Here is a 21,753-nt window from a genome sequence, read left to right on the forward strand (position 1 = left end):
AAGCTTTCCAGCCTCGGCAACGCGATTGCCCAAGCATAGGAGTTTATTCAATGGCGAACGACTTTCTCTTCACCTCGGAATCCGTGTCCGAAGGCCATCCCGACAAAGTAGCAGACCAAATTTCGGATGCCATCCTCGATGCCATCCTGGCCAAAGACCCCGTCTCGCGCGTGGCCGCAGAGACGCTGACCAACACCGGGCTGGTGGTGCTGGCCGGTGAAATCACCACCAACGCGCATGTCGATTACATCCAAGTGGCGCGCGACACCATCCAACGCATTGGCTACGACAACACCGAGTACGGCATCGACCACAAAGGCTGCGCCGTGCTGGTGGCCTACGACAAGCAAAGCAACGACATTGCCCAGGGCGTGGACCACGCCAGCGACGACCACCTGAACACCGGCGCGGGCGACCAGGGCCTGATGTTTGGCTACGCCTGCGACGAGACCGACACGCTGATGCCTGCGCCCATCTACTACGCGCACCGCCTGGTCGAGCGCCAGGCCCAGCTGCGCAAAGATGGCCGCCTGCCTTTTCTGCGCCCCGATGCCAAATCGCAAGTGACCATGCGCTACGTCGATGGCAAGCCGCACAGCATTGACACCGTGGTGCTGTCCACCCAGCACAGCCCGGACCAGTCGGAGTCGGCCACCAAGATGAAGGCCTCGTTCACCGAAGCCATCATTGAAGAAATCATCAAGCCCGTGCTGCCCAAAGAGTGGTTGCAAAACACCCAATACCTGATCAACCCCACAGGCCGTTTTGTGGTCGGTGGCCCGCAGGGCGACTGCGGTTTGACCGGGCGCAAGATCATCGTCGATACCTACGGCGGCGCTTGCCCGCACGGCGGTGGCGCGTTCAGCGGTAAAGACCCGACCAAGGTCGATCGCAGCGCCGCCTACGCCGCCCGCTATGTGGCCAAAAACGTGGTGGCTGCCGGCTTGGCGCGCCAGTGCCAGGTGCAAGTGGCCTACGCCATCGGCGTGGCGCGGCCCATGAACATCACCGTCTATACCGAAGGCACGGGGGTGATTCCGGATGAGCAGATCGCCAAGCTGGTGCACGAGCACTTTGACCTGCGCCCCAAAGGCATCATTCAAATGCTCGACCTGCTGCGCCCCATTTACGCCAAAACCGCAGCCTACGGCCACTTCGGCCGCGAAGAGCCCGAATTCACCTGGGAGCGCACCGACAAAGCGGCTGCGCTGCGTGCAGCGGCTGGTTTGTAAAACCAGCGCCCGCGCCAGCGGGCACAGCCGCTTTGGGGCGAAGTTCATATTGCGCAGCAATGTGAACGCAGACCACAAGCCTTCAGCGCTGCGTGCAGCGGCTGGTTTGTAAAACCTCTTCATTCATAGCTTTTTCCGCTTGTTAATAAAGGATTTCATGGTTAAAAGACGGTGAAATTGTTATTTAATCAGCGGAGAAAGCTATTCTTATTTTCAGGGTTTGACGATGTATCAAGTGCACACTGCGGTGCTGATTGGCCGCTTTCAACCGTTTCACAATGGGCACCTGGCCTTGCTGGAGCAGGCGCTGCAAGTGGCCCAGCAGGTCATTGTGGTGCTGGGCAGCGCCCACCAGGCCCGCAGCCCCAAGAACCCGTGGGTGTGGGAAGAGCGGCGCAAAATGATCGACGACTGCCTGCCCACCCGCATGAAGGGCCGGGTGCAGTTTGTGCCCATCCGCGATTACTACGATCTGCCCCAGTGGGTGGCCGAAGTGCAGCGCTGGGTGGAAGCCTTGGTGCCGCCCATGGGGGTCAGCATGGGCCTGATCAGCCACGAAAAAGATGCCAGCAGTGCGTATTTGCGCCACTTCCCGAAGTGGAAAGCCATTGAACTGCCCCGCCAGGGCGCGGTCGATGCCACGCCGCTGCGTGAGATGTTGTGGAATTTGGATGAGCAGCCGGCCGAGCAGGTGCAGGCCGCCTTGGCCGCCGCCCTGCCCGAGCCGGTGCTGCAAGCGCTGACCACCTGGCGCGAGACCCCCGCCTACGCTGCGGTGCGCGAAGAAGCCCAGGCCCTGGCCGCCTACCGCGCAGCCTGGGCGGGGGCCCCGTTTGCGCCGGTGTTTGTCACCGTGGATACCCTGGTGGTGTGCGCCAAGCATGTGCTGCTGGTGCAGCGCGGTCACAGCCCCGGCAAAGGCCTGCTGGCCCTGCCCGGTGGTTTTTTAGAGCAGCGCGACACCTTGGCAGAATCTGCCCAGCGCGAGCTGCAGGAAGAAACCGGCCTGGCCCTGAGCGCCGAGGACTGGCAAGCGGCCTTGCAAGGCGTGCGCATTTTTGACCACCCCGAGCGCAGCCTGCGCGGGCGCACCATTACCCACGTTTACGTGCTGCACCTGCCGGGCGACACCCTGCCCGAAGTCAATGGCGGCGACGATGCAGTGGCGGCCGATTGGGTGCCGCTTCAAGAGCTGTGGCAGCTGGAGCCGCAGTTCTTTGAAGACCACTTTCACATTCTGCGTACCTGTTTTGCACAGTTTGGCGGTGGGCCGCTGCCGGCGCTGCCGTAGACGGTTAGAAGTTTTTAAAACCGATAAAAACCACTAAAAGTCGTCAAAAATCGCAAAAATCCAGGTTTGGCCTCAATAAAAAGCCCTGCCATCAACAACGGCAGGGCTTTTTTTATGGGGGCAGAGGGCTTACCGGTACACCCTGGGCACGCGCTGCACGTGGCACATCAGCTCGTAGGCGATGGTGTTGTTCGCGGCCGCGATGGTGTTGATGTCCACCTGTGGGCCCCACAGCTGCACTTCTGCGCCCAGGCCAACGCCCGGTAGATCGGTCAAGTCCACCGTCATCATGTCCATGGAGACGCGGCCAATGGTGCGGCTGAGGTGGCCGTCAATGGCCACGGGCGTGCCATTGGGCGTGGTGCGTGGGTAGCCGTCGGCGTAGCCCATGGCCACCAGGCCCACGCGGGTGCGCTGGGTGGCGGTGAAGGCAGCGCCATAGCCCAGGCTGTCGCCCACTTCCAGCCAGCGCTGGGCAAAAATGCGGCTTTTCAACGCCATGACTGGCTGCAGCGCGGTGCTGCTGGCGCACGGCGCGGCACCGTAGAGCATGATGCCTGCGCGCCCCCAGTCCTGGTGCGCTTGGGGCCAGGCCAGGATGGCGGCCGAGTTGCTGATGCTGCGCCAGCCGGCCAGATTGGCGGTGGCGGTGTGAAAAGCGTGCAATTGCGCCTCGGTGGGCGCGGGGGTGTCCAGCTCATCGGCCCGGGCCAGGTGGGTGAGAAAGCTCACCTTTTCTACCTGGGGCAGCGCCGCCAAACGGGCGTGGGCGGCGGCAATGTCGTGCGGTGCAAAGCCTACGCGGTGCATACCGCTATCCACTTTGAGCCAAATGTGCAGCGCGGCCCCGGCATGCTGCTCAATCAGCTGCAGTTGCTGCGCTTGGTGGGTCACCAGCCACAGCTGGTGCTGGGCGGCCAGCTGGACATCGTCGGCCGCAAAGGCCCCTTCCAGCACCAGGATGGGCTGGGTGATGCCGGCGGCGCGCAGCGGCAGGGCTTCTTCGACAAAGGCCACGGCAAAGGCATCGGCAGGGGGGCTGGCTGTGGCCAGCGCCTGGGCACAGGCCAGGGCACCGTGGCCGTAGGCGTTGGCTTTGAGCACGGCAAACACCCGCCCGCCATGGGCTTTTTTGGCGGCGGCGTAGTTCGCTTGCAGGGCGGCAAGGTCGATCTCGACCCAGGCCGGGCGGCTCATGCAGCGCGGGTGCAGACTTTGCCTGCACGCATATAGCGTTCGACCGAGAGCCCCTCGGTGCTGATGTCGGCGGCGCGCTCCAGCACGATGTCGGCCACCAGCTTGCCGCTGCCGCAGGACATGGTCCAGCCCAGGGTGCCGTGGCCGGTGTTGAGGTAGAGGTTGGCAATCGGGGTTTTGCCGATGATGGGGGTGCTGTCCGGGGTCATGGGGCGCAGGCCCGTCCAGAACTCGGCCTTGGGCAGGTCGCCGCCGGGGAAGAGTTGGCCGACCACCATCTCCAGCGTGGCACGGCGCTGGGGGCGCAGCTGGCGGTCAAAGCCGCCCAGCTCGGCCATGCCACCGACGCGGATGCGCTGGTCAAAGCGGGTGACGGCGATTTTGTACGTCTCGTCCAGCACGGTGGAGACCGGGGCCAGGGCTTCGTTCACGATGGGAATCGTCAGCGAATAGCCCTTGACCGGGTAAATCGGCAAATCCAGCCCGGTCGATTGCAGCAGCGGGCGCGAGAAGCTGCCCAGGGCCAGCACATAGCGATCGGCCTGCAGGGTTTCGGCCGCGCTGCCGTCTGCGTTGTGGATGCGCACGCCGCTGATGCGGCCATCGGGGCCTTGCGTCAGCTGGTCGATTTCGGTGTTCCAGCGAAACTGCACCCCCAGGCCTTCGGCCAGCTTGGCCAAGGCGTTGGTGAACAAAAAGCAGTCGCCCGTTTCATCTTCGGGCAGGCGCAGGCCGCCGGCGATGGGGGCGGGCGATTGCGCCAGGGCGGGTTCGGCGCGGCAGACCCCGGCTTTGTCCAGCAGCTCGTAGGCGATGCCGCATTCTTTGAGCACCTCCATGTCACGCTGGGCTTGCTCCACCTGCTTTTGCGAGCGAAACAGCTGCAGCGTGCCGGCGCTGCGCCCTTCGAACTGGATGCCGGTGTCCGCCCGCAGCTGCGCCAGGCACTGGCGGCTGTAGTTGGAGACGCGCAGCATGCGCTCTTTGTTGATGGCGTAGCGCTCGGGCGAGCAGTTGTAGAGCATGGCGCTCATCCAGCTCAATTGAAACGCGCTGCCATCGAGGCGAATGGCCAGCGGCGCGTGCTGTTCAAACATCCATTTGATGGCCTTGGTCGGAATGCCCGGGGCCCCCCAAGGCGTGGAATAGCCGTAAGAAATTTGCCCTGCGTTGGCAAAGCTGGTGTCCAGCGCCGGGCCAGCATTGCGGTCAATGACCGTGACTTCAGCCCCCGCACGGGCCAGGTAATACGCGGTGGTTACGCCGACTACGCCTGCGCCGAGTACGACAACTTTCATTTTGGAGGTCTCCAGTAACATTAAAACGGCTGCAACTGTAGCCAAATCGTCGGTTATATTTTTCTGTTTTTAGGGTTTATTGCAGAAATAATTTCTGTTTATGATGGGTTTTGGAGTGAATACCGGCAATGTATGAATTGGACACCATAGATCTTCGCATTCTGGACTTGCTGCAGCAGCAAGGGCGCTTGACGATGACCGAACTGGGAGAAAGTGTCGGCCTTTCCACTTCTCCCTGTTCCCAACGGGTGAAACGGCTGGAGCAGCTGGGGGTGATTACAGGCTATTACGCGCGCATCAATCCGCAGGCACTGGGGCGGTCGTTGCTGGTGTTTGTGGAAATTACCCTGACCGAAAAATCCGAGCAGATTTTTAAAAAAGTTCGCGATGCCCTGGCGCACATCCCCGAGGTGCAAGAGTGCCATTTGATTGCCGGGCGTTTTGACTACCTGATCAAGGCCCGCTTGGGCGGCATGAACGAATACCGCCGCTTGCTGGGCACCATCTTGGCGCAAATGCCGGTGCCCGCCCAATCCAACAGTTATGTGGTGATGGAAGAGGTCAAGGAGAGCACCGCCTTGCGCGTGGTGGCGGTGAAAAAGTAAACGCCGCAGGGCGGCGTTCGATTGCGTGACCGGATCCATTGGTTCGACGGTTTGGTTGATCTGCTCAATGCCATCGGTTTGCACTTTGCTGGTCGTAGTGATTTCGCCCATGATATTTCGATGGTTTCGGTGATGCGGCCAGTGCTTGCAGAGAGCAATCTCTGCAATCTTGCCGCTGCTGGGCTCTTGAAACCCCATTTTTCGCCCTTATCATTAGCACTCGTTGGGGTTGAGTGCTAACAAACCGTCCCCAAGTACAGCAGCATCGACCCCGGAGTCGATACTTTTTTGTTCTGTTAAGCATTATTTGAGGAGTTCTCTTATGAACCTGCGTCCCCTGCACGATCGCGTGATCGTCAAGCGCCTGGAAAACGAAACCAAGACCGCTTCTGGCATCGTCCTGCCCGACAACGCCGCCGAAAAGCCCGATCAAGGTGAAGTGCTGGCGGTGGGCCCTGGCAAGAAGAACGACCAAGGCGTGGTCTCGCCCCTGAACGTGAAGGTGGGCGACCGCGTGCTGTTCGGCAAATACAGCGGCCAAACCGTGAAGATGAACGGCGAAGAGCTGTTGGTCATGAAAGAAGACGACCTGTTTGCCGTCGTCGAGAAGTAAGCTTTCATTACTCGAATAAATTAATAGCTGTTAGCGCTTATGTATAAAGCGCTAACAAGGTATTTCACTGATATTTAGGAGCCAAACATGGCAGCAAAAGACGTAGTTTTCGGTACCGATGCCCGCACCCGTATGGTCGAAGGCGTGAACATTCTGGCCAACGCTGTGAAAGTGACCCTGGGCCCCAAAGGCCGCAACGTGGTGCTGGAGCGCTCGTTCGGTGCCCCCACCGTGACCAAAGACGGTGTGTCGGTCGCCAAAGAAATTGAGCTGAAAGACAAGCTGCAGAACATGGGTGCCCAGCTGGTCAAGGAAGTTGCTTCCAAGACCAACGATATCGCCGGTGACGGCACCACCACCGCCACCGTGCTGGCCCAGGCCATCGTGCGCGAAGGCATCAAGTACGTGGCCGCTGGCCTGAACCCCATGGACCTGAAGCGCGGCATCGACAAGGCCGTGATTGCCCTGGTGGAAGAGCTGAAAAAGCAATCCAAAGCCACCACCACCAGCAAAGAGATCGCCCAAGTGGGCTCCATCTCGGCCAACTCGGACGAGTCGGTGGGCACCATCATTGCCGAAGCCATGGACAAAGTGGGCAAAGAAGGCGTGATTACCGTGGAAGAAGGCAAATCGCTGCAAAACGAACTGGATGTCGTCGAAGGCATGCAGTTTGACCGTGGCTACCTGTCGCCCTACTTCATCAACAACCCCGAGAAGCAGTCCGCCATCCTGGACAACCCCTTCGTGCTGCTGTTTGACAAGAAGATCAGCAACATCCGCGACCTGCTGCCCACGCTGGAAGCCGTGGCCAAGGCCGGCCGCCCCCTGCTGATCGTGGCCGAAGACGTGGAAGGTGAAGCCCTGGCCACCCTGGTGGTGAACACCATCCGCGGCATTCTGAAAGTGGTGGCTGTCAAGGCGCCTGGCTTTGGCGACCGTCGCAAAGCCATGCTGGAAGACATCGCCATCCTGACCGGTGGCAAGGTCATCGCTGAAGAAGTGGGCCTGTCGCTGGAAAAAGTGACCCTGGAAGACCTGGGCCAAGCTGCCCGCGTGGAAATCGGCAAAGAAAACACCACCATCATCGACGGTGCTGGCAAGGCCGACGAAATCGAAGCGCGCGTGAAGCAAATCCGCATCCAGATCGAAGAAGCCACCAGCGACTACGACCGCGAGAAGCTGCAAGAGCGCGTGGCCAAGCTGGCTGGCGGTGTGGCTGTGATCAAGGTCGGTGCAGCCACCGAAGTCGAGATGAAAGAGAAGAAAGCCCGCGTGGAAGATGCTCTGCACGCCACCCGCGCTGCTGTGGAAGAAGGCATTGTGGCTGGCGGTGGCGTGGCCCTGCTGCGCGCCAAGCAAGCCGTGGGCAACCTGACCACAGGCCATGCTGAGCAAGACGCTGGTATCAAGCTGGTGCTCAAAGCCATCGAAGCGCCCCTGCGCGAAATCGTGGCCAACGCCGGTGGCGAGCCTTCGGTGGTTGTGAACAAGGTGCTGGAAGGCCAGGGCAACTACGGCTTCAACGCGGCCAACGACACCTACGGCGACATGCTGGAAATGGGCATTTTGGACCCCACCAAGGTGACCCGCACCGCGCTGCAAAACGCCGCTTCGGTTGCTTCGCTGCTGCTGACCACCGAGTGCATGGTCGCTGAAGCCCCCAAGGCTGACGCAGCCCCTGCCATGCCCGACATGGGCGGTATGGGTGGCATGGGCGGCATGGGCATGTAATTGCCGCTGCAGTCAGGCTCTGGCATTGCCGGGGCCTGTCCTCTGCCAAAACGACAAAGGCCGCGCAAGCGGCCTTTGTTATTGGTGCGCCAGGGAGCGCACCTCGTTAATCTATGGGGTCGTCGGTCACCAAGCGGGCTTTGACGCTTTTGCCTTTGACGCGACCGGCGTTCAGGCGCTGCACCACTTGCGGCGCAATGGCACGCTCGACGGCGACGTAGGTGGAGAAGTCATTGACGTTGATTTTGCCGACCTGCTCGCGCACATAGCCCATGTCGCCGGTCAGCGCGCCCAACACGTCGCCGGCGCGGATTTTCTCTTTGCGCCCGCCAATGATTTGAATGGTCGCCATCGGCGGCACCAGGGGGCCGTGGCCGGTGGGGGTCAGCTCGCTGACTTGGCTCCACTGCGATTCGCGCCCTTGCAGCACTTCAATTTTGCTGACGCTGCCCATTTCGTCCAGGCTGACCAAGTTGAGCGCCAGCCCTTGCGCGTCGCCCCGGCCGGTGCGGCCAATGCGGTGGATGTGGATTTCCGGGTCGGGCGTGACATCAACGTTGATGACGGCAGCCAGGTCGGCAATGTCCAGCCCGCGCGCCGCCACATCAGTGGCCACCAGCACCGAGCAACTGCGGTTGGCAAACTGCACCAGCACTTGGTCGCGCTCGCGCTGCTCCAGCTCGCCAAACAACGCCAGTGCGCTTACGCCCCGCGCTTGCAGCACAGCCACCAGGTCGCGGCACTGCTGTTTGGTGTTGCAAAAGGCAATCGACGACTCAGGGCGAAAGTGCTCCAGCAGCAGGCCGACGGTGTGCAGGCGCTCGCTGTTTTGAATCTCGTACCAACGCTGCTCAATCTTGTCGGCGCTGTGCTGCGCCTGCACGGTGATTTGCTGCGGGTGCCGCATGAACTGCTGGCTGAGCTTGACGATGCCTTCTGGGTAGGTGGCTGAGAACAGCAGCGTTTGGCGGTTTGGCGGGCACTGGCGCGCCACGGTGGCGATGTCGTTAAAAAAGCCCATGTCCAGCATCCGGTCGGCCTCGTCCAGCACCAAGGTGTTGAGCTGGTCGAGCGCCAGGGTCGAGCGCTCCAAGTGGTCCATCACGCGCCCCGGTGTGCCGACAACGATGTGCGCGCCGTGCGAGAGGCTTTGCGCCTGCCCGCGCAGCGGTACGCCGCCGCACAGGGTGACGACTTTGACGTTGTCGCTGACGCGTGCCAGGCGGCGAATCTCTGCACTGACTTGGTCGGCCAGCTCGCGCGTGGGGCACAGCACCAGCGCTTGCACGCCAAAGCAGCGCGGGTTCAGGCGCGCCAGCAGTGCCAGGCCAAAGGCGGCCGTCTTGCCGCTACCGGTGCTGGCTTGGGCAATCAGGTCGTGGCCCTGCAAGGCCAGGGGCAAGCTGGCGGCTTGGATGGGGGTCATGTGCAGATAGCCCAGTTGCTGCAAATTGGCCAAAGTGGCCGGGCTGAGCGCCAGAGCGCTGAAGTCTTGGGCGCTGTGCGCGGGTGTGGAAGTCATGCGCCGATTATCGGGGGCTGGGCAGGGGCCGAGGGCAGCACCGGCAATAAGTCAGTACCGACTGGCCTGCGCCCCCAAGGCCGCTCAAGCCGGGCCATGCGGGCATGGTTTATGGAGCTGCTACCCCGGACAAGGGATAGCGGTGCGCCAACGCCGTTTGCAGACCAAATTGCTCCAACAGCTCGCGCAGGCGCTGGGCGCTGCTGCGTTTTTTCTGGCCGGTGTAGCGGGCGATGATGAGCTCGTTTTTCATGCTGTGCTCCCAGCCCACCAGCTCGGTCACCGTCACTTGGTAGCCGCAAGCTTCCAGGTACAGGCAGCGCAGCACGTTGGTCAGGTGGCTGCCAATTTCGCGCGTGTGGATGGGGTGGCGCCACAGTTCGGCCAGCGGGGTGCGCGCCAGGTGCAGGGCTTTGTTTTGGCGCATGGCAGCGGCCAGCTCGGCTTGGCAACAGGGCACCAGCACCAGGGCCTGGGCGTGTTTTTCCAGGCCGAAGGCAATGGCATCGTCCGTGGCGGTGTCGCAGGCGTGCAGGGCAGTGACGATGTCGAACTGCGCGGGCATGAAGTCGGCCTGCGTGGATTCGGCCACGGACATGTTCAGAAACTGCATCCGGTCAAAGCCCAGGTCGGCCGCCAGTTGCTGCGAGGCCTGCACCAGTGGGGCGCGGGTTTCGATGCCGTAGATGCTGCCCCGGCCCAGGTTTTTGAAGAACAGGTCGTACAGGATGAAGCCCAGGTAGGACTTGCCCGCGCCGTGGTCGGCCAGGGTGACGGGGTGGTCGTTGGCGCTGAGTTCTTCCAAGAGGGGCGCAATGAACTGGTAGAGGTGGTACACCTGCTTGAGCTTGCGCCGCGAGTCCTGGTTGAGCTTGCCCTCGCGGGTGAGGATGTGCAGGGCCTTGAGCAGTTCCAGGTTTTGACCGGGCCGCAGGCCAAGCTGGGCGGCCACGTCCTGCTGCGCGGGAGTGGCCGGTTTGGCAGGTTTATTTTTCTTCATTCGGGGTGTTCAGGGTGCGGCCGGTGATGGGGCAGCGCGGGCCCAGGTCAAGGTCAAGCCAGGCCTCCAGGCCCATGTCTTCCAGGGTTTGCATGTTGCGCTCGTAGATCATTTCGGCCTCAGGGTAGGCTTCCACGGCTTTGTCGATGCTGTCTTCGCGCAGCAGGTGCAGCGTGGGGTAGGGGGCGCGGTTGGTGCAGTTGGTCACGTCGTCCACCTCGGTGCCCTCAAACTGAAAGCGCGGGTGAAAAGAGGCCACCTGCAAGATGCCGCCCAGCTCCAGCTCGTCCACCATGGCATCGGCAACGGCGAGGAAGTCGTTGAAATCTAAGAAGTCTTCAAACGCCTGCGGCAGGATCAGTAAGGTGGTGTCGCGCTTGTCGGGGTTGGATTCGGCCAGGGCTTCGAGCTCGCGGTGCAAGTCCAGCACCACCCCTTCGGCATCCTGGGCTTGGCTGACGGCGTAGTGAATCTGCCCCTTGGTGTGTACACCTTTGGCAAAGGGGCACAGGTTCAGGCCGATCACCGCCTTTTCCAGCCAGCGCACGGTGTCGGCGATGACGATGTCTTCCGGGTAGGACAGTGTTTCGGGGCCAGGGGTGGGGGTGTTCATGGGTGGGGCTTCTCCAACGCAAAGGGGGGCAAAGGCGGTATTGTCAGGCCAACAGGCGTTGCCCGGTCAGGCGCTGGTGTTCGCTGGCGGCGTAGCGGTCGGTCATGCCGGCGACAAAGTCGGCCACAGCCCGGGCGCGGGCGGCGGTGTCTTGGGCGGCTGCGGCCTGTTGGGCACGCTGGGCAAAGCGTGGCTTCATGGTCTGGGGATGTTCCAGGTAGTAGGCGAACAGCTCGCGCACCACTTGCTGCGCCGCCGTCATGGTCTGCATGACCTGGGGGTGGCGGTACAGGTGGTGCAGCAAAAACGTTTTCAGCGCTTGGCTGTTGTAGTGCATGGAAGGGCTAAAGGCCACCAGCCGCTGGCCCGATTGGCGCACATCCTGCACGCTGGCCACGCCTGCGGCGGCAATGTTGGCCTGGGTGGTGGCGATGACATCGTAAACCTGCGCCGAGAGCATGCGGCGAATGCTTTCGTAGAGCAAACGGCGGCTTTGGTCCGCAGCCTGCAAATGGGGGTGGTCGTGCAGCACCTGCTGGTAATGCCCGGCAAACAAAGGGATGCTTTGCAGCTGCTCCAGCGTGATGAGGCCCGAGCGCACGCCATCGTCCACATCGTGGGCGTTGTAGGCGATGGCATCGGCCAGGTTGGCCAGTTGGGCCTCCAGCGAGGGTTGTTGCTTGAGAAGAAAACGCTGGGCCACGCCCCCAGGCTCTTGCTGCTCCAGCAAGTGCGCGTTGGTGGCCGAGCAGTGTTTGAGCACGCCTTCGCGGGTTTCAAAGGTGAGGTTCAGGCCGTCAAAGTCGGGGTAGCGCTCTTCCAGCCGATCGACCACGCGCAGGCTTTGCAGGTTGTGCTCAAAACCGCCCCAGTCGTGCATGCATTCGTTCAAAGCATCTTGTCCAGCGTGGCCAAACGGGGTGTGGCCCAGGTCGTGTGCCAGGCAGATGGCTTCGACCAAGTCTTCATTCAGTCCCAGGGGGCGGGCAATGCTGCGGCCCATCTGCGCCACTTCCAGCGAGTGCGTCAGGCGCGTGCGAAACAGGTCGCCCTCATGGTTTACGAACACCTGGGTTTTATAGACCAAGCGGCGAAAAGCGCTGCTGTGCACGATGCGGTCGCGGTCGCGCTGGTGGTCGTTGCGGGTGGGGGTGGGGGCTTCAGCGTAACGCCGCCCTCGGGTGGCTGCGGGGTGGCAGGCCCAGGGGGCTAAATGAAGATTGGAATGGGGGTTGAAATCAGGGATTTCCCCTTGTGGCATAAGCGGCATGTGCTATGACCTTTCAAGCTTTGAATTAACCGCTGACATGGTACAGCCGCGCCACCGAGGCGGCTGCGCCGGGGGGCAGTTTGCTGCCGCCGTAGGTGTGGGCGCTGCCCTGCTGGGGCATGAGGGCCTGGAGCTGCTGCTGGTTGATGGCCCCGATTTTGACGATGTGCCCGCGCATTTGCGCCAGCCGGTCAGAGATGCGCTGCATGTGGGCGATGGCGCTGGGGGTGAAGGCGCTGACTTCAAACCGCTGGGCCAATTGGACAAAGGCCGTCATGCTGCTTTGCAGCTGCTCCATGGCTTGGGCCATGGCCTCGGGCGAGTCCTCGGTCAGCAGGGGGGTGATCAGGTCGAGCAGGCCATCAATGTGGGCCAGGGCTTGGTCTAGTTGCATGGTCAGGCGATTCCCAAGAGAGAAAAAGAAGGCGCTGGAAAAACAGTCAAAAACAACTCAAAACAAAACAGCGCCAATAGTAAAGCCCCGCTGTCCTTGCACACCAGCCGAAGGTCGGAAAGGCTGGAAACGTGCAGGCCAGCGGGGCCTTGATTTTTTGTGAGGTGGTTTTAAGCGCGGGCAGCACCCAAGAACATGCTGGCATCGGTCAGCAATTTGTCGGCAATGGCCCCGGCGTTCACTTTGAACGTGCCGTTGGCGATGGCCTCGCGCATGGCTTGCACCTTGGCGGTGTCCACATCGCTGGTGGTTTTAGAGCCTTCGCCCAGCGAGCGCACCGATTTGGAGACCGTCACTGGCACCCCCGATTGGGCAGTGCGGCCACTGGCTTGCACCGATTCGGCAGCGGTACCCACTTGTTTTTGCTGTGCATTTTGGGCAGTGGTTTGCTGGAGCTTGCTTGCCAGCATTTCGATGTTGTTGTTGGTTCCGACCTTCATTTTCTTTCTCCGTAGCGTGTTTTATCGCTGAGTTGTTACTGGTATCGGCAAGGGGCAGAGGAACTTGAGGACTTTCTTTGCAACGCAATGTTGGCGCGGCTGAGTGTCTTTGGGTGGCCTACATTCCTGTTTCGACATCCCCTTGGGCATTGACGGTACCGGAGACAAGGCGGCCATTATCCATCCGGACCTTGACGGTTTCGCCCACTCCCGCGCCATTGACCGCTTTGCCGGACGAGGTAACGACAAACCCGGCCCCTTTGGCCAGGACTTTGACCGTGGCCCCTTTGGCAAACACCTCGGCGGGCCGCACCATGGACTGGCGCAGCGTTTGTCGGGCCATCAAGTTGCGGGCGGCAGTTTGGCCGACCCAGCCTTCGGGCAGGGCAATCACCGGCGAGGTGTCGGCCGCCCAATCGACTTCGGCTTGGCTGGCGCTGCTGGCATCCAGGGTTTCGCCGGCATTGACATTGGTATTGAGCACCCAGCCCATGCCCCAGGCTTGCACCGTGACCGGTAAAAACACATTCCAGGGCCGGGCACCAGGCTCGATGCAGCGCAGGCCAATGCGGGTGCGGCCCCACAGTTTGGAGCCGACGGGCAGGTAGGGCTCTACCTGGTTGCACGGGGCCAGCTGCAGGCGGGCATCGAGCTTGCCCACGTGCACTTCCATGCGCAGGGGCAGGCTTTGCAATGCTTCGTCCCCACCCGCGCCGCCTTGGCCAATGGCGCTTTGCACCCATTGGCTGCCCAGGGCGTTGAGCTCTGGCAGGCTGTTTTGTGCGCTGGCGCTGGCACAGCCCAGTGCCGCCAGCCAGGCCAGGCGGCGCAAAGGGAGGGGCAGGAGCGAAGGCAGCATAAAAAAACAATTCACATGCACAGTGGGGGTTGCGGCAACTGTAAGCAGGCACAGGCTTTTTAAACCCTGGAAAAACGCAGCCAAGGGTGCTTTCTTTGCGCTTTCAGGATTGGGGCAAGTTTCCATAATCGCTGCACGACTTGGAGCCGACCTGTGCCTCTGGGTTGGCTTTGCTTGGAGGAAAGAGTGCCATGTTCAACAAAATCACCGCGAATTTGAATTTTCAAACCGATGCCTTGGTGTTGCGTGCCGAGCGGCAGCGTTTGATTTCCAGCAATATTGCCAACGTCGATACCCCTGGTTACGTGGCGCGGGACTTTGACTTTGCCAAAACGTTAAAAGCCGCCACCGAGGGCGAAAGCAGTGTGCAAGAGCAAATGCGCCTCTTGAGCACCACGGATGCCAAGCACATTCCCGTGCCCACGGTGAATTTTGGCAAAGACAAAGACCAGCGCCTGGGCTACAGCCTGTCGGCCCAGCCCGCTTTGGACAACAACACGGTGGACATGGACCGTGAGCGGGCCAATTTTGTCGATAACGCCGTGCGTTACGAAGCCACGCTGCGGTTTATCAATGGATCGTCACGCACCTTGCTGTCGGCCATTACCGGTCAGTAAAAATTTTTTAAGGTAGAGCACGATGTCGATGTTTTCTATTTTCAGTGTGTCGGGCAGCGCCCTGAGTGCGCAATCGCAGCGCCTGAACGTGGTGGCCTCCAACCTGGCCAACGTGGATGCGGTAGCCGGCCCCGATGGCGAAAGCTACAAAGCCCGCCAAGTGGTGTTTCAGACGGCTCCCATGGGCGACGAGGGGGCGGCGGGCGTGAAAGTGGTCGGTATCAAAGAAAACGATGCCCCCGGGCGCAAGGTGTATTCGCCCGAGCACCCTCTGGCCGATGAGCAAGGCTATGTCACCCACTCCAACGTCAGTGCGGTCGATGAGATGGTGGACATGATCTCGGCCTCGCGCTCCTACCAGAACAACGTTGAAGTCATGAACACGGCAAAAACGCTGTTGCTCAAAACCTTGCAGCTGGGCCAGTAAGCGCTCAAAAAAACCAAAAGGCAAACCGCTATGTTCACCCCGATTTCCAACACCGCTGCGAACGCCAGCGCTGCCAATGGGCAAAACGGCTTTGGTGCCACCAACGCCGCCGATATGCAAAACCAGTTCCTCACGCTGCTGGTGGCCCAGTTGAAAAACCAGGACCCCACCGCGCCGATGGACAACGCGCAAATGACCTCGCAAATGGCGCAGATCAGCACGGTGACGGGCATTGAAAAGCTCAACGACACCGTCAATAGCGTCACCAGCCAGTTCTCGACGGTGCAAATGCTGCAAGGCAGCAATTTGATTGGCCGCACCGTGCTGTCCGAAGGCAACGAACTGGGCGTGGCCGTTCAGGAAACCGAAGATGCCGATGGCAACAAAACCACCACCACACGCGGTACTGCGGCCTTTGATTTGGACGGTGTGGCGGGCGATGTGCAGGTGCAAATCACCAACGCCAGCGGCCAGGTCATCGACACCTTGCAATTGGGTGCTGCCAATCCGGGGCGCAATTACTTTACCTGGGATGGCTCCAATTACGACGGGGATGTGAGCAATTTGCAGTTCAAAGTGGTTGCTACCAATGGGCAAGACACCGTGCAGTCCACGGCGCTGGCCCCGCAGGCCGTGGTGGGCACCAGTATTACCGACCAAGGCATGGTGCTGGAGCTGGCCAATGGCAAGAGCATTGGCTACAGCAACGTCAAGGCTGTGTTTTAAATTTTTCAGTTTTTCAGTTTTAAGGAGCAGCACCATGGGGTTTCATCACGGTCTTTCCGGCCTGAACGCCGCCAGCAAAAGCCTGGATGTCAGCGGCCACAACATTGCCAACAGCAACACCATCGGTTTTAAAAAATCGCGTGCTGAATTTAACGAGATGGTGGCCAGCGCCATGGGCTCGGGCCAGTGCCCGGGCAGCGCCGGGGCCGGTATCGGCGTGAGTGTGGCGGCCGTCACCCAGCAATTTAGCCAAGGCGTGATTACGCCCACGGCCAATGGCTTGGACATGGCCATCAATGGCGATGGCTTTTTTGTCGTCAATACCCCCAGTGGCACGGCTTACACGCGCAATGGTGCATTCCAGCTGGATAAAAACGGCTTTTTGGTCACCGCCAATGGCGACAAGGTGCAAGGCTGGGCCGATGCCAATGCCACGGGCACCCAGCCGGTGGATTTGCAGTTTCCCACCGGGGCTGGCATCCCGGGGCGCCAAACCACGGGCTTGTCCATTCAAGCGGCCAATTTGCCGGCCACCGCGCCGGATGCCACCAGCGTCACCCCGAACACACCGCGCCACACTTATGGCACCTCGCTGCAGGTGTACGACAGCCAGGGCGTGGCCATTCCGGTGGAAGTCTATTTTGTGAAAAATGGCAGCAATACTTGGGATGTGTATGACGGCCTGGACGATCCCAGCGCAACCCCGCCTGTGGTGCGTGCGCCCATTGGGACGGTGACGTTTGACGGTGAAGGCAAATTTGACTCCACCACGGTGACGACCTTGAACGTCGATCCTTCGCTGGCCAACCCGAACAACCCGCCTGCGCCGTTTACGGTCACCCTGGATTTGAGCGGCATGACGCAAAACGACCGCAAATGGAGCGTCGATAAGATGACCCAGGACGGCTACGCCTCGGGCGAGCTGACGGGGGTAAACGTCTCCAAGGACGGCACGCTGATGGCTTCGTACTCCAACGGCCTGACCCGCCCCGAGGGCAAGGTGGCCCTGGCCCGCTTTACCAACCCGCAAGGGCTGGCCCCCAACGGCAACAACAACTGGGTGCAGACCAACGACTCTGGCCCGGTGCTGTACGGTTCGGCCGGTTCGGGCAGTTTTGGCCAGATTACGGGCTGTGCCCTGGAAGAGTCCAACGTCGATTTGACCGCCGAGCTGGTGGGCATGATGACCGCCCAGCGCTCTTACCAGGCCAACGCGCAGACGATCAAGACGCAAGACCAAGTGTTTTCCACCTTGGTGAACCTGCGTTGATGCCGCATTGGTGAACGAGAAGGAGTAGCCCGCCATGGATCGCATGATCTACACCACCATGACCGGGGCCAACGCTGCCATGCAGCGCCAGGCCATCCTGTCCAACAACCTGGCCAATGCCACCACCACCGGCTTTCGTGCCGAGCTGACGACCTTTCGCTCGGTACCGCTGGAAGGTGCGGGCTCCAGCACCCGGGTGTTTGGGCTGGATGCCACCTCGGGCTATTCCGACGAACCGGGCACGGCCATTACCACCGGCAAGCCCACCGATGTCATGGCCCGGGGCAATGCCTGGTTTGCCGTGCAGGGGTTGGATGGCCTGGAGGCCTACACGCGCAACGGCGCTTTGGAAGTGAACGACCAAGGCCAGCTGATGACGGCCAATGGCCTGCCCATCCTCTCCGATGGCGGCACGCCCATTGATGTGCCGCAAAACGCCAAGGTCAGCTTTGGGGCCGATGGCACGATTTCGGCCACCGAGCCGGGGCAAGACCCGATCAATATTGGCCGCCTCAAGATGATTACGCCTGAGGCTGGCGCGCCCCTGGTGCGCGGTGACGATGGCCTGTACCGCGCCGCCGATGGCAACCCGCTGCCCACCGATGCCACCGCCCGCCTGGCCGACGGGGTGCTGGAAGGCTCCAACGTCAATGCCGTGGGCACCATGGTGGACATGATTGCTGCGGCCCGCCAGTTTGAGGCGCAAATGAAGCTGCTGACCACGGCCGAGACCAACGATAAAACCGCTGCCCAGTTGCTGGGCCTGAATGGCTAAGGCCAGCCAAGGAGGACTCCTACCATGATGAATTCCCTGTGGATTGCCAAAACCGGCATGAACGCCCAACAGACGAATATGGACACGGTTTCGCACAACCTGGCCAACGTCACCACCACGGGTTTCAAGCGCCAGACGGCGGTGTTTGAAGACCTGATTTACCAAAACCTGCGCCAAGTGGGCTCCCAGGTGGATGAGCAAAACCAGCTGCCCACCGGCATGCACATGGGCCTGGGCGTGCGCTCGGTGGCCACCACGCGCACCTTTTCGCAAGGCACGCCGCTGGAGACCGGCAAGGCCTACGACGTGGCCGTCAATGGCGATGGGTTTTTCCAAATTCAAATGCCCGATGGCAGCACCACCTACACCCGCGACGGCACCTTTGCCCTGAATGGCGATGGCACCCTGGTCACCTCGGGCGGCTACCCGCTGCTGGACGGCATTACCGTGCCGCCCGATTCGCGCAGCTTCACCATCAGCAAGACCGGCATCGTCACCGTGCTGGCCCCGGGCGAGACCGAGCCGCAGCAAATCGGCCAGCTGAACTTGGCCACCTTTATCAATCCGGCTGGATTGGAGCCGGTGGGCGAAAACCTCTACCGCGAAACCCCGGCCTCGGGCGCACCGCAAACCGGGGCCCCCGGCGACACCAGCATCGGCACCGTGCTGCAGTGCTATTTGGAATCGTCCAACGTGAACGTGGTCAATGAGCTGGTCACCATGATCCAGACGCAACGCGCCTACGAGATGAATTCCAAGGCCATTTCCACCAGCGACCAGATGCTGGGTCGCTTGGTACAGATTTAATTATTGATAGCTGTTTGCGCTTTGTTGGTATGGTTTTTAGGTGTTTTGTGCTTAAAAACAACTGCATATAAGCGCAAACAGCTCTTTTATTTTGGAGCACGCGCCATGGCTGGCTTTACCCCTTTGTTTTTTCGTCCAGCCCATGTTGGGCTGCTGGCCGCCGCCGTCTTGAGCGGCTGCGCCTTGAACAATCCCCCACCGGTGGACATCGGCAACACCGCTCCAGTCAGCGCCGGGCAAATCGCCCCCCCGACGCAGGTGGTCAGCAACAGCGGCAGCCTGTACCAGGCCAGCCGCTACCGCCCGGTGTTTGAAAACCGCCGCGCCCGCATGGTGGGCGATACGGTAATGGTGCAAATCGTTGAAAAAGTGGCGGCCAGCCAAAAGCAAAGCTCCAACGTCTCGCGCAGCAATGAGCTGGATGCCAGCGTGGGGGCCATTCCCTTTTTGAACAGCCCCAAAACCTTGGGCCGCCTGAGCGCCGAGGCCGAATCGAGCAACAAATTTCAAGGCGGCGGCGGCACCAGCAGCGCCAATACTTTCAGCGGCACCATCACCACCAGCGTGATCGAGGTGCTGCCCAACGGGCACCTGGTGGTGGCGGGCGAAAAGCAAATTGGCGTGAACCACAACGTCGATGTGCTGCGCTTTACCGGCACGGTCGATCCGTATTTGATGCAGCCGGGCAGCGTCATCAGCTCGCAGCAGGTGGCCAATGTGCGCGTGGAGTCGCGCAGCCGTGGCCAGCAGGGGGCAGCCCAATCAATTGGCTGGTTAGCATCCTTCTTTTTGAGCGTTCTGCCTTTTTAGAAATCTCCAAAATCGGGCAGTATGAAGATACTGTCCATGCCCCACTCCCTGCGCTTTTTGCGTGCTGGCGCACGTAACCTGGCCTTGCTCACCGCCCTTGTGGGCGCACTGGCTTGGCAGCCTGCGCAAGCGCTGCGCATCAAAGAAGTTGCTGCCGTGCAGGGCGTGCGCAGCAACCAGTTGTCCGGCTACGGGCTGGTGGTGGGCCTGGATGGCACGGGCGACCAAACCACCCAAATGCCCTACACCACCCAGTCGGTGCAAAACTATTTGCAGCAAATGGGCATCACCCTGCCGGGCAATATCAACGCCCGCAACATCCAGCTGAAAAACGTTGCCGCCGTCATCGTCACGGCCGAGCTGCCCGCCTTTGCCCAGCCGGGCCAGCAGATCGATGTGGTGGTCTCCTCCATGGGCAATGCCAAATCGCTCAAAGGCGGCACCTTGATCACCACCCCGCTGCGCGGTGCCGATGGCGAGATTTACGCCCTGGCCCAGGGCAATATGGTGGTGGGCGGGGCCGGGGCCTCGGCCGGTGGCAGCAAGGTGCAAATCAACCACCTGAGCGCTGGCCGCATCCCCATGGGGGCGCAGGTGGAGCGGGCCGTGCCCTCGCCCTTTAATGAGGGCGACACCATCCGCCTGGGGCTGAACGCTGCAGACTTTCAAACCGCCAGCAAGGTGGTGCAAGTGATCAACAGCCGCTACGGCCTGGGCACCGCCGCCGCGCTGGATGGGCGCACTGTGGAGGTGCGTGCCCCCATGGACCCCAGCGCCCGCGTGGGCTTTATGGCGGCCATTGAAGAGCTGCAACTGACCGGCAGCAGGCCTGCGGCCAAGGTGGTGATTAACCCGCGCACCGGCTCCATCGTCATGAACCAGGCCGTGAGCTTAAAACCCAGCGCCATTGCCCACGGCAATCTGGCCATCACCATTGATTCGACCCCGGTCATCAGCCAGCCCAATGCCTTCTCGCTAGGGGAAACCGTGGTGCGCGAAAAAGCCAATATCCAGGTCACCCAGGAGCCGGGCAGCATCGTGAACGTGCCCTCGTCGGCCAATTTGGCCGATGTGGTGCGCTCGCTCAACGCCCTGGGGGCCACGCCCCAGGATTTACTGGCCATATTGCAAGCGCTCAAAGCCGCCGGGGCTTTGGAGGCAGAGTTGGAGGTGTTATGAGCAGTCAAATTTTGGGCTATAGCGCCAGCAATGCCCTGGCCGGAGATGTCAATTCGCTCAACGGTCTGAAAAACGAGGCCACCAACAAAACCCCCCAAGCCGCACGCGAAGCGGCCAAGCAGCTCGAATCGCTCTTCATGCGCGAGATGATCAAAAGCATGCGCCAGGCCACCATGAAAAGCGGCCTGATCGACCAAGAAGGCGGCGGGGGCGACCTGGCCCGCGACATGTACGACCAGCAGCTGTCCGTCAGCATGGCCGGGCTGCCCGGGGGCTTGAGCGCTTCGATCACCGCGCAAATTGCCCGCTCCATGGGGGTGGATGAAAAAGAAGCGCTCGCCGGGCTGCAGCAGCCCATTGGCGGCGTGGAGCGCGGCGGCTTTTCCATCCCCTCCACCGTGAACTTTGCCAGCCGCAGCGGCCGCTTTACCCAGTGGGCGCAAAGCGCGGGCATGCTGGGCACGGCGGCCAACGCCCAGGCGCTGGATGCCTACGCCCCCTCGCCCAAAGGGCGCGAGAATTTTGTCAAAGGCCACCAGGCCGCCGCCCAGCGCGTGGCCCGCGAAAGCGGCATCCCGGCGCACTACATGATTGGCCAGGCCGGGCATGAAACCGGCTGGGGCCAAAGCGAAATTCGCGGTGCCGGCGGGGCCAACTCCTTCAACCTGTTTGGCATCAAGGCCACGGGCGGCTGGACGGGCAAGGTGGCCGAGATCACCACCACCGAATACATCAACGGCGAGGCCCGCAAGGTCAAGGCCAAGTTCCGCGCCTACGACTCGTATGAAGAGTCCTTCCGCGACTACGCCCGCCTGATCAGCCAAAACCCGCGCTATGCCAACGCCATGCAGGCCACCGGCAACGCCAAAGATTACGCCACTGCTTTGCAAAAAGCGGGCTATGCCACCGATCCGCAATACGCCAACAAGCTATCGCGGGCCATTGAAAGCGCCCAGGCCGTGCAGCGGGGCAACCAGGCGTGAATATTTTTTAAAAATTTTGCAGAAATGAAGAAAG

Annotated in this window: 24 protein-coding genes; 15 read left to right on the forward strand and 9 right to left on the reverse strand. The window is 61.4% G+C overall.

What is annotated here, in order from left to right:
• Positions 1-50 precede the first annotated feature (50 nt).
• Both metK and ACFO24_RS04400 read left to right on the forward strand, forming a co-directional pair.
• Positions 51-1,232 (forward strand): methionine adenosyltransferase, encoded by a 1,182-nt coding sequence (gene metK / locus ACFO24_RS04395; RefSeq protein ID WP_377737024.1) that lies wholly within the window; start codon positions 51-53, stop codon positions 1,230-1,232.
• Positions 1,233-1,458: 226 nt separating this feature from the next.
• Positions 1,459-2,523, forward strand: a complete 1,065-nt coding sequence (locus tag ACFO24_RS04400; RefSeq protein ID WP_377737025.1) for an NUDIX domain-containing protein — start codon at positions 1,459-1,461, stop codon at positions 2,521-2,523.
• A 129-nt stretch (positions 2,524-2,652) separates the two neighbouring features.
• On the opposite strand, the gene alr is transcribed toward ACFO24_RS04400, so the two are convergent.
• Both alr and ACFO24_RS04410 read right to left on the reverse strand, forming a co-directional pair.
• Positions 2,653-3,720 carry an alanine racemase gene (gene alr / locus ACFO24_RS04405; RefSeq protein WP_377737026.1) on the reverse strand — a complete coding sequence of 356 codons (1,068 nt, stop codon included), beginning with the start codon at positions 3,718-3,720 and terminating at the stop codon, positions 2,653-2,655.
• A complete protein-coding gene (locus ACFO24_RS04410) occupies positions 3,717-5,018 on the reverse strand; it encodes a D-amino acid dehydrogenase (RefSeq protein ID WP_207575259.1) in 1,302 nt (433 codons plus the stop codon). The genes alr and ACFO24_RS04410 overlap by 4 nt, the downstream gene beginning before the upstream one ends.
• A 128-nt stretch (positions 5,019-5,146) precedes the next feature.
• Here ACFO24_RS04410 and ACFO24_RS04415 point away from each other — a divergent pair, with 128 nt between their 5' ends.
• The 4 genes from ACFO24_RS04415 (at position 5,147) to groL (ending at position 7,967) form a co-directional block, all read left to right on the forward strand.
• Complete coding sequence (locus ACFO24_RS04415; protein ID WP_377737027.1) at positions 5,147-5,623, forward strand: winged helix-turn-helix transcriptional regulator; 477 nt, start codon at positions 5,147-5,149, stop codon at positions 5,621-5,623.
• A gap of 21 nt (positions 5,624-5,644) precedes the next feature.
• A complete protein-coding gene (locus ACFO24_RS04420) occupies positions 5,645-5,863 on the forward strand; it encodes a hypothetical protein (protein ID WP_377737028.1) in 219 nt (72 codons plus the stop codon).
• 82 nt (positions 5,864-5,945) lie between these two features.
• Complete coding sequence (groES, locus tag ACFO24_RS04425; protein WP_207575257.1) at positions 5,946-6,236, forward strand: co-chaperone GroES; 291 nt, start codon at positions 5,946-5,948, stop codon at positions 6,234-6,236.
• Positions 6,237-6,323: 87 nt separating this feature from the next.
• Positions 6,324-7,967 carry a chaperonin GroEL gene (gene groL / locus ACFO24_RS04430; RefSeq protein WP_377737029.1) on the forward strand — a complete coding sequence of 548 codons (1,644 nt, stop codon included), beginning with the start codon at positions 6,324-6,326 and terminating at the stop codon, positions 7,965-7,967.
• 106 nt (positions 7,968-8,073) lie between these two features.
• Here the strand turns inward: groL and dbpA are convergent, their stop codons facing one another.
• From dbpA to flgA, 7 genes are all read right to left on the reverse strand, one after another.
• Entirely contained in the window at positions 8,074-9,489 is a 1,416-nt protein-coding gene (gene dbpA, locus ACFO24_RS04435) for an ATP-dependent RNA helicase DbpA (protein WP_377737030.1), read from the reverse strand.
• A 109-nt stretch (positions 9,490-9,598) separates the two neighbouring features.
• Positions 9,599-10,489, reverse strand: coding sequence for a class I SAM-dependent methyltransferase (locus ACFO24_RS04440; RefSeq protein WP_377737032.1), 891 nt, complete (start codon positions 10,487-10,489; stop codon positions 9,599-9,601).
• Positions 10,476-11,102, reverse strand: coding sequence for a DUF1415 domain-containing protein (locus tag ACFO24_RS04445; protein ID WP_377737034.1), 627 nt, complete (start codon positions 11,100-11,102; stop codon positions 10,476-10,478). Before ACFO24_RS04445 ends, ACFO24_RS04440 begins: the two co-directional genes overlap by 14 nt.
• A gap of 43 nt (positions 11,103-11,145) precedes the next feature.
• Positions 11,146-12,372 carry a deoxyguanosinetriphosphate triphosphohydrolase gene (locus ACFO24_RS04450; protein WP_377737035.1) on the reverse strand — a complete coding sequence of 409 codons (1,227 nt, stop codon included), beginning with the start codon at positions 12,370-12,372 and terminating at the stop codon, positions 11,146-11,148.
• A 25-nt stretch (positions 12,373-12,397) separates the two neighbouring features.
• On the reverse strand, positions 12,398-12,766 hold the full coding sequence (locus tag ACFO24_RS04455; protein WP_377737036.1) for a hypothetical protein: 369 nt from the start codon (positions 12,764-12,766) through the stop codon (positions 12,398-12,400).
• Between the two features lie 170 nt (positions 12,767-12,936).
• On the reverse strand, positions 12,937-13,266 hold the full coding sequence (gene flgM / locus ACFO24_RS04460) for a flagellar biosynthesis anti-sigma factor FlgM (protein ID WP_242700542.1): 330 nt from the start codon (positions 13,264-13,266) through the stop codon (positions 12,937-12,939).
• Positions 13,267-13,384: 118 nt separating this feature from the next.
• Positions 13,385-14,125 carry a flagellar basal body P-ring formation chaperone FlgA gene (flgA, locus tag ACFO24_RS04465; RefSeq protein WP_377737037.1) on the reverse strand — a complete coding sequence of 247 codons (741 nt, stop codon included), beginning with the start codon at positions 14,123-14,125 and terminating at the stop codon, positions 13,385-13,387.
• Positions 14,126-14,316: 191 nt separating this feature from the next.
• On the opposite strand from flgA, the gene flgB reads away from it, so the two are divergent.
• The 9 genes from flgB (at position 14,317) to flgJ (ending at position 21,719) form a co-directional block, all read left to right on the forward strand.
• Positions 14,317-14,742, forward strand: coding sequence for a flagellar basal body rod protein FlgB (flgB, locus tag ACFO24_RS04470; protein WP_207576158.1), 426 nt, complete (start codon positions 14,317-14,319; stop codon positions 14,740-14,742).
• 22 nt (positions 14,743-14,764) lie between these two features.
• Positions 14,765-15,169 carry a flagellar basal body rod protein FlgC gene (gene flgC, locus ACFO24_RS04475; protein WP_377737038.1) on the forward strand — a complete coding sequence of 135 codons (405 nt, stop codon included), beginning with the start codon at positions 14,765-14,767 and terminating at the stop codon, positions 15,167-15,169.
• A 30-nt stretch (positions 15,170-15,199) separates the two neighbouring features.
• Positions 15,200-15,895 carry a flagellar hook assembly protein FlgD gene (locus tag ACFO24_RS04480; protein ID WP_377737039.1) on the forward strand — a complete coding sequence of 232 codons (696 nt, stop codon included), beginning with the start codon at positions 15,200-15,202 and terminating at the stop codon, positions 15,893-15,895.
• A 34-nt stretch (positions 15,896-15,929) separates the two neighbouring features.
• Positions 15,930-17,165 (forward strand): flagellar hook protein FlgE, encoded by a 1,236-nt coding sequence (gene flgE / locus ACFO24_RS04485; protein ID WP_377737040.1) that lies wholly within the window; start codon positions 15,930-15,932, stop codon positions 17,163-17,165.
• A gap of 34 nt (positions 17,166-17,199) precedes the next feature.
• Positions 17,200-17,940: a flagellar basal-body rod protein FlgF gene (gene flgF / locus ACFO24_RS04490; RefSeq protein WP_207576162.1), complete on the forward strand. Its 741-nt coding sequence runs from the start codon at positions 17,200-17,202 to the stop codon at positions 17,938-17,940.
• Positions 17,941-17,964: 24 nt separating this feature from the next.
• On the forward strand, positions 17,965-18,747 hold the full coding sequence (gene flgG / locus ACFO24_RS04495; protein WP_377737041.1) for a flagellar basal-body rod protein FlgG: 783 nt from the start codon (positions 17,965-17,967) through the stop codon (positions 18,745-18,747).
• Between the two features lie 105 nt (positions 18,748-18,852).
• Positions 18,853-19,557 carry a flagellar basal body L-ring protein FlgH gene (locus ACFO24_RS04500; protein ID WP_377737042.1) on the forward strand — a complete coding sequence of 235 codons (705 nt, stop codon included), beginning with the start codon at positions 18,853-18,855 and terminating at the stop codon, positions 19,555-19,557.
• Positions 19,558-19,593: 36 nt separating this feature from the next.
• A complete protein-coding gene (locus ACFO24_RS04505; RefSeq protein WP_377737043.1) occupies positions 19,594-20,736 on the forward strand; it encodes a flagellar basal body P-ring protein FlgI in 1,143 nt (380 codons plus the stop codon).
• A complete protein-coding gene (flgJ, locus tag ACFO24_RS04510) occupies positions 20,733-21,719 on the forward strand; it encodes a flagellar assembly peptidoglycan hydrolase FlgJ (RefSeq protein WP_377737045.1) in 987 nt (328 codons plus the stop codon). Before ACFO24_RS04505 ends, flgJ begins: the two co-directional genes overlap by 4 nt.
• The last annotated feature ends 34 nt before the right edge of the window (positions 21,720-21,753 follow it).

Origin of the sequence: Comamonas denitrificans, from assembly GCF_042654745.1 — a bacterium.
Lineage (GTDB): Bacteria > Pseudomonadota > Gammaproteobacteria > Burkholderiales > Burkholderiaceae_C > Comamonas > Comamonas denitrificans.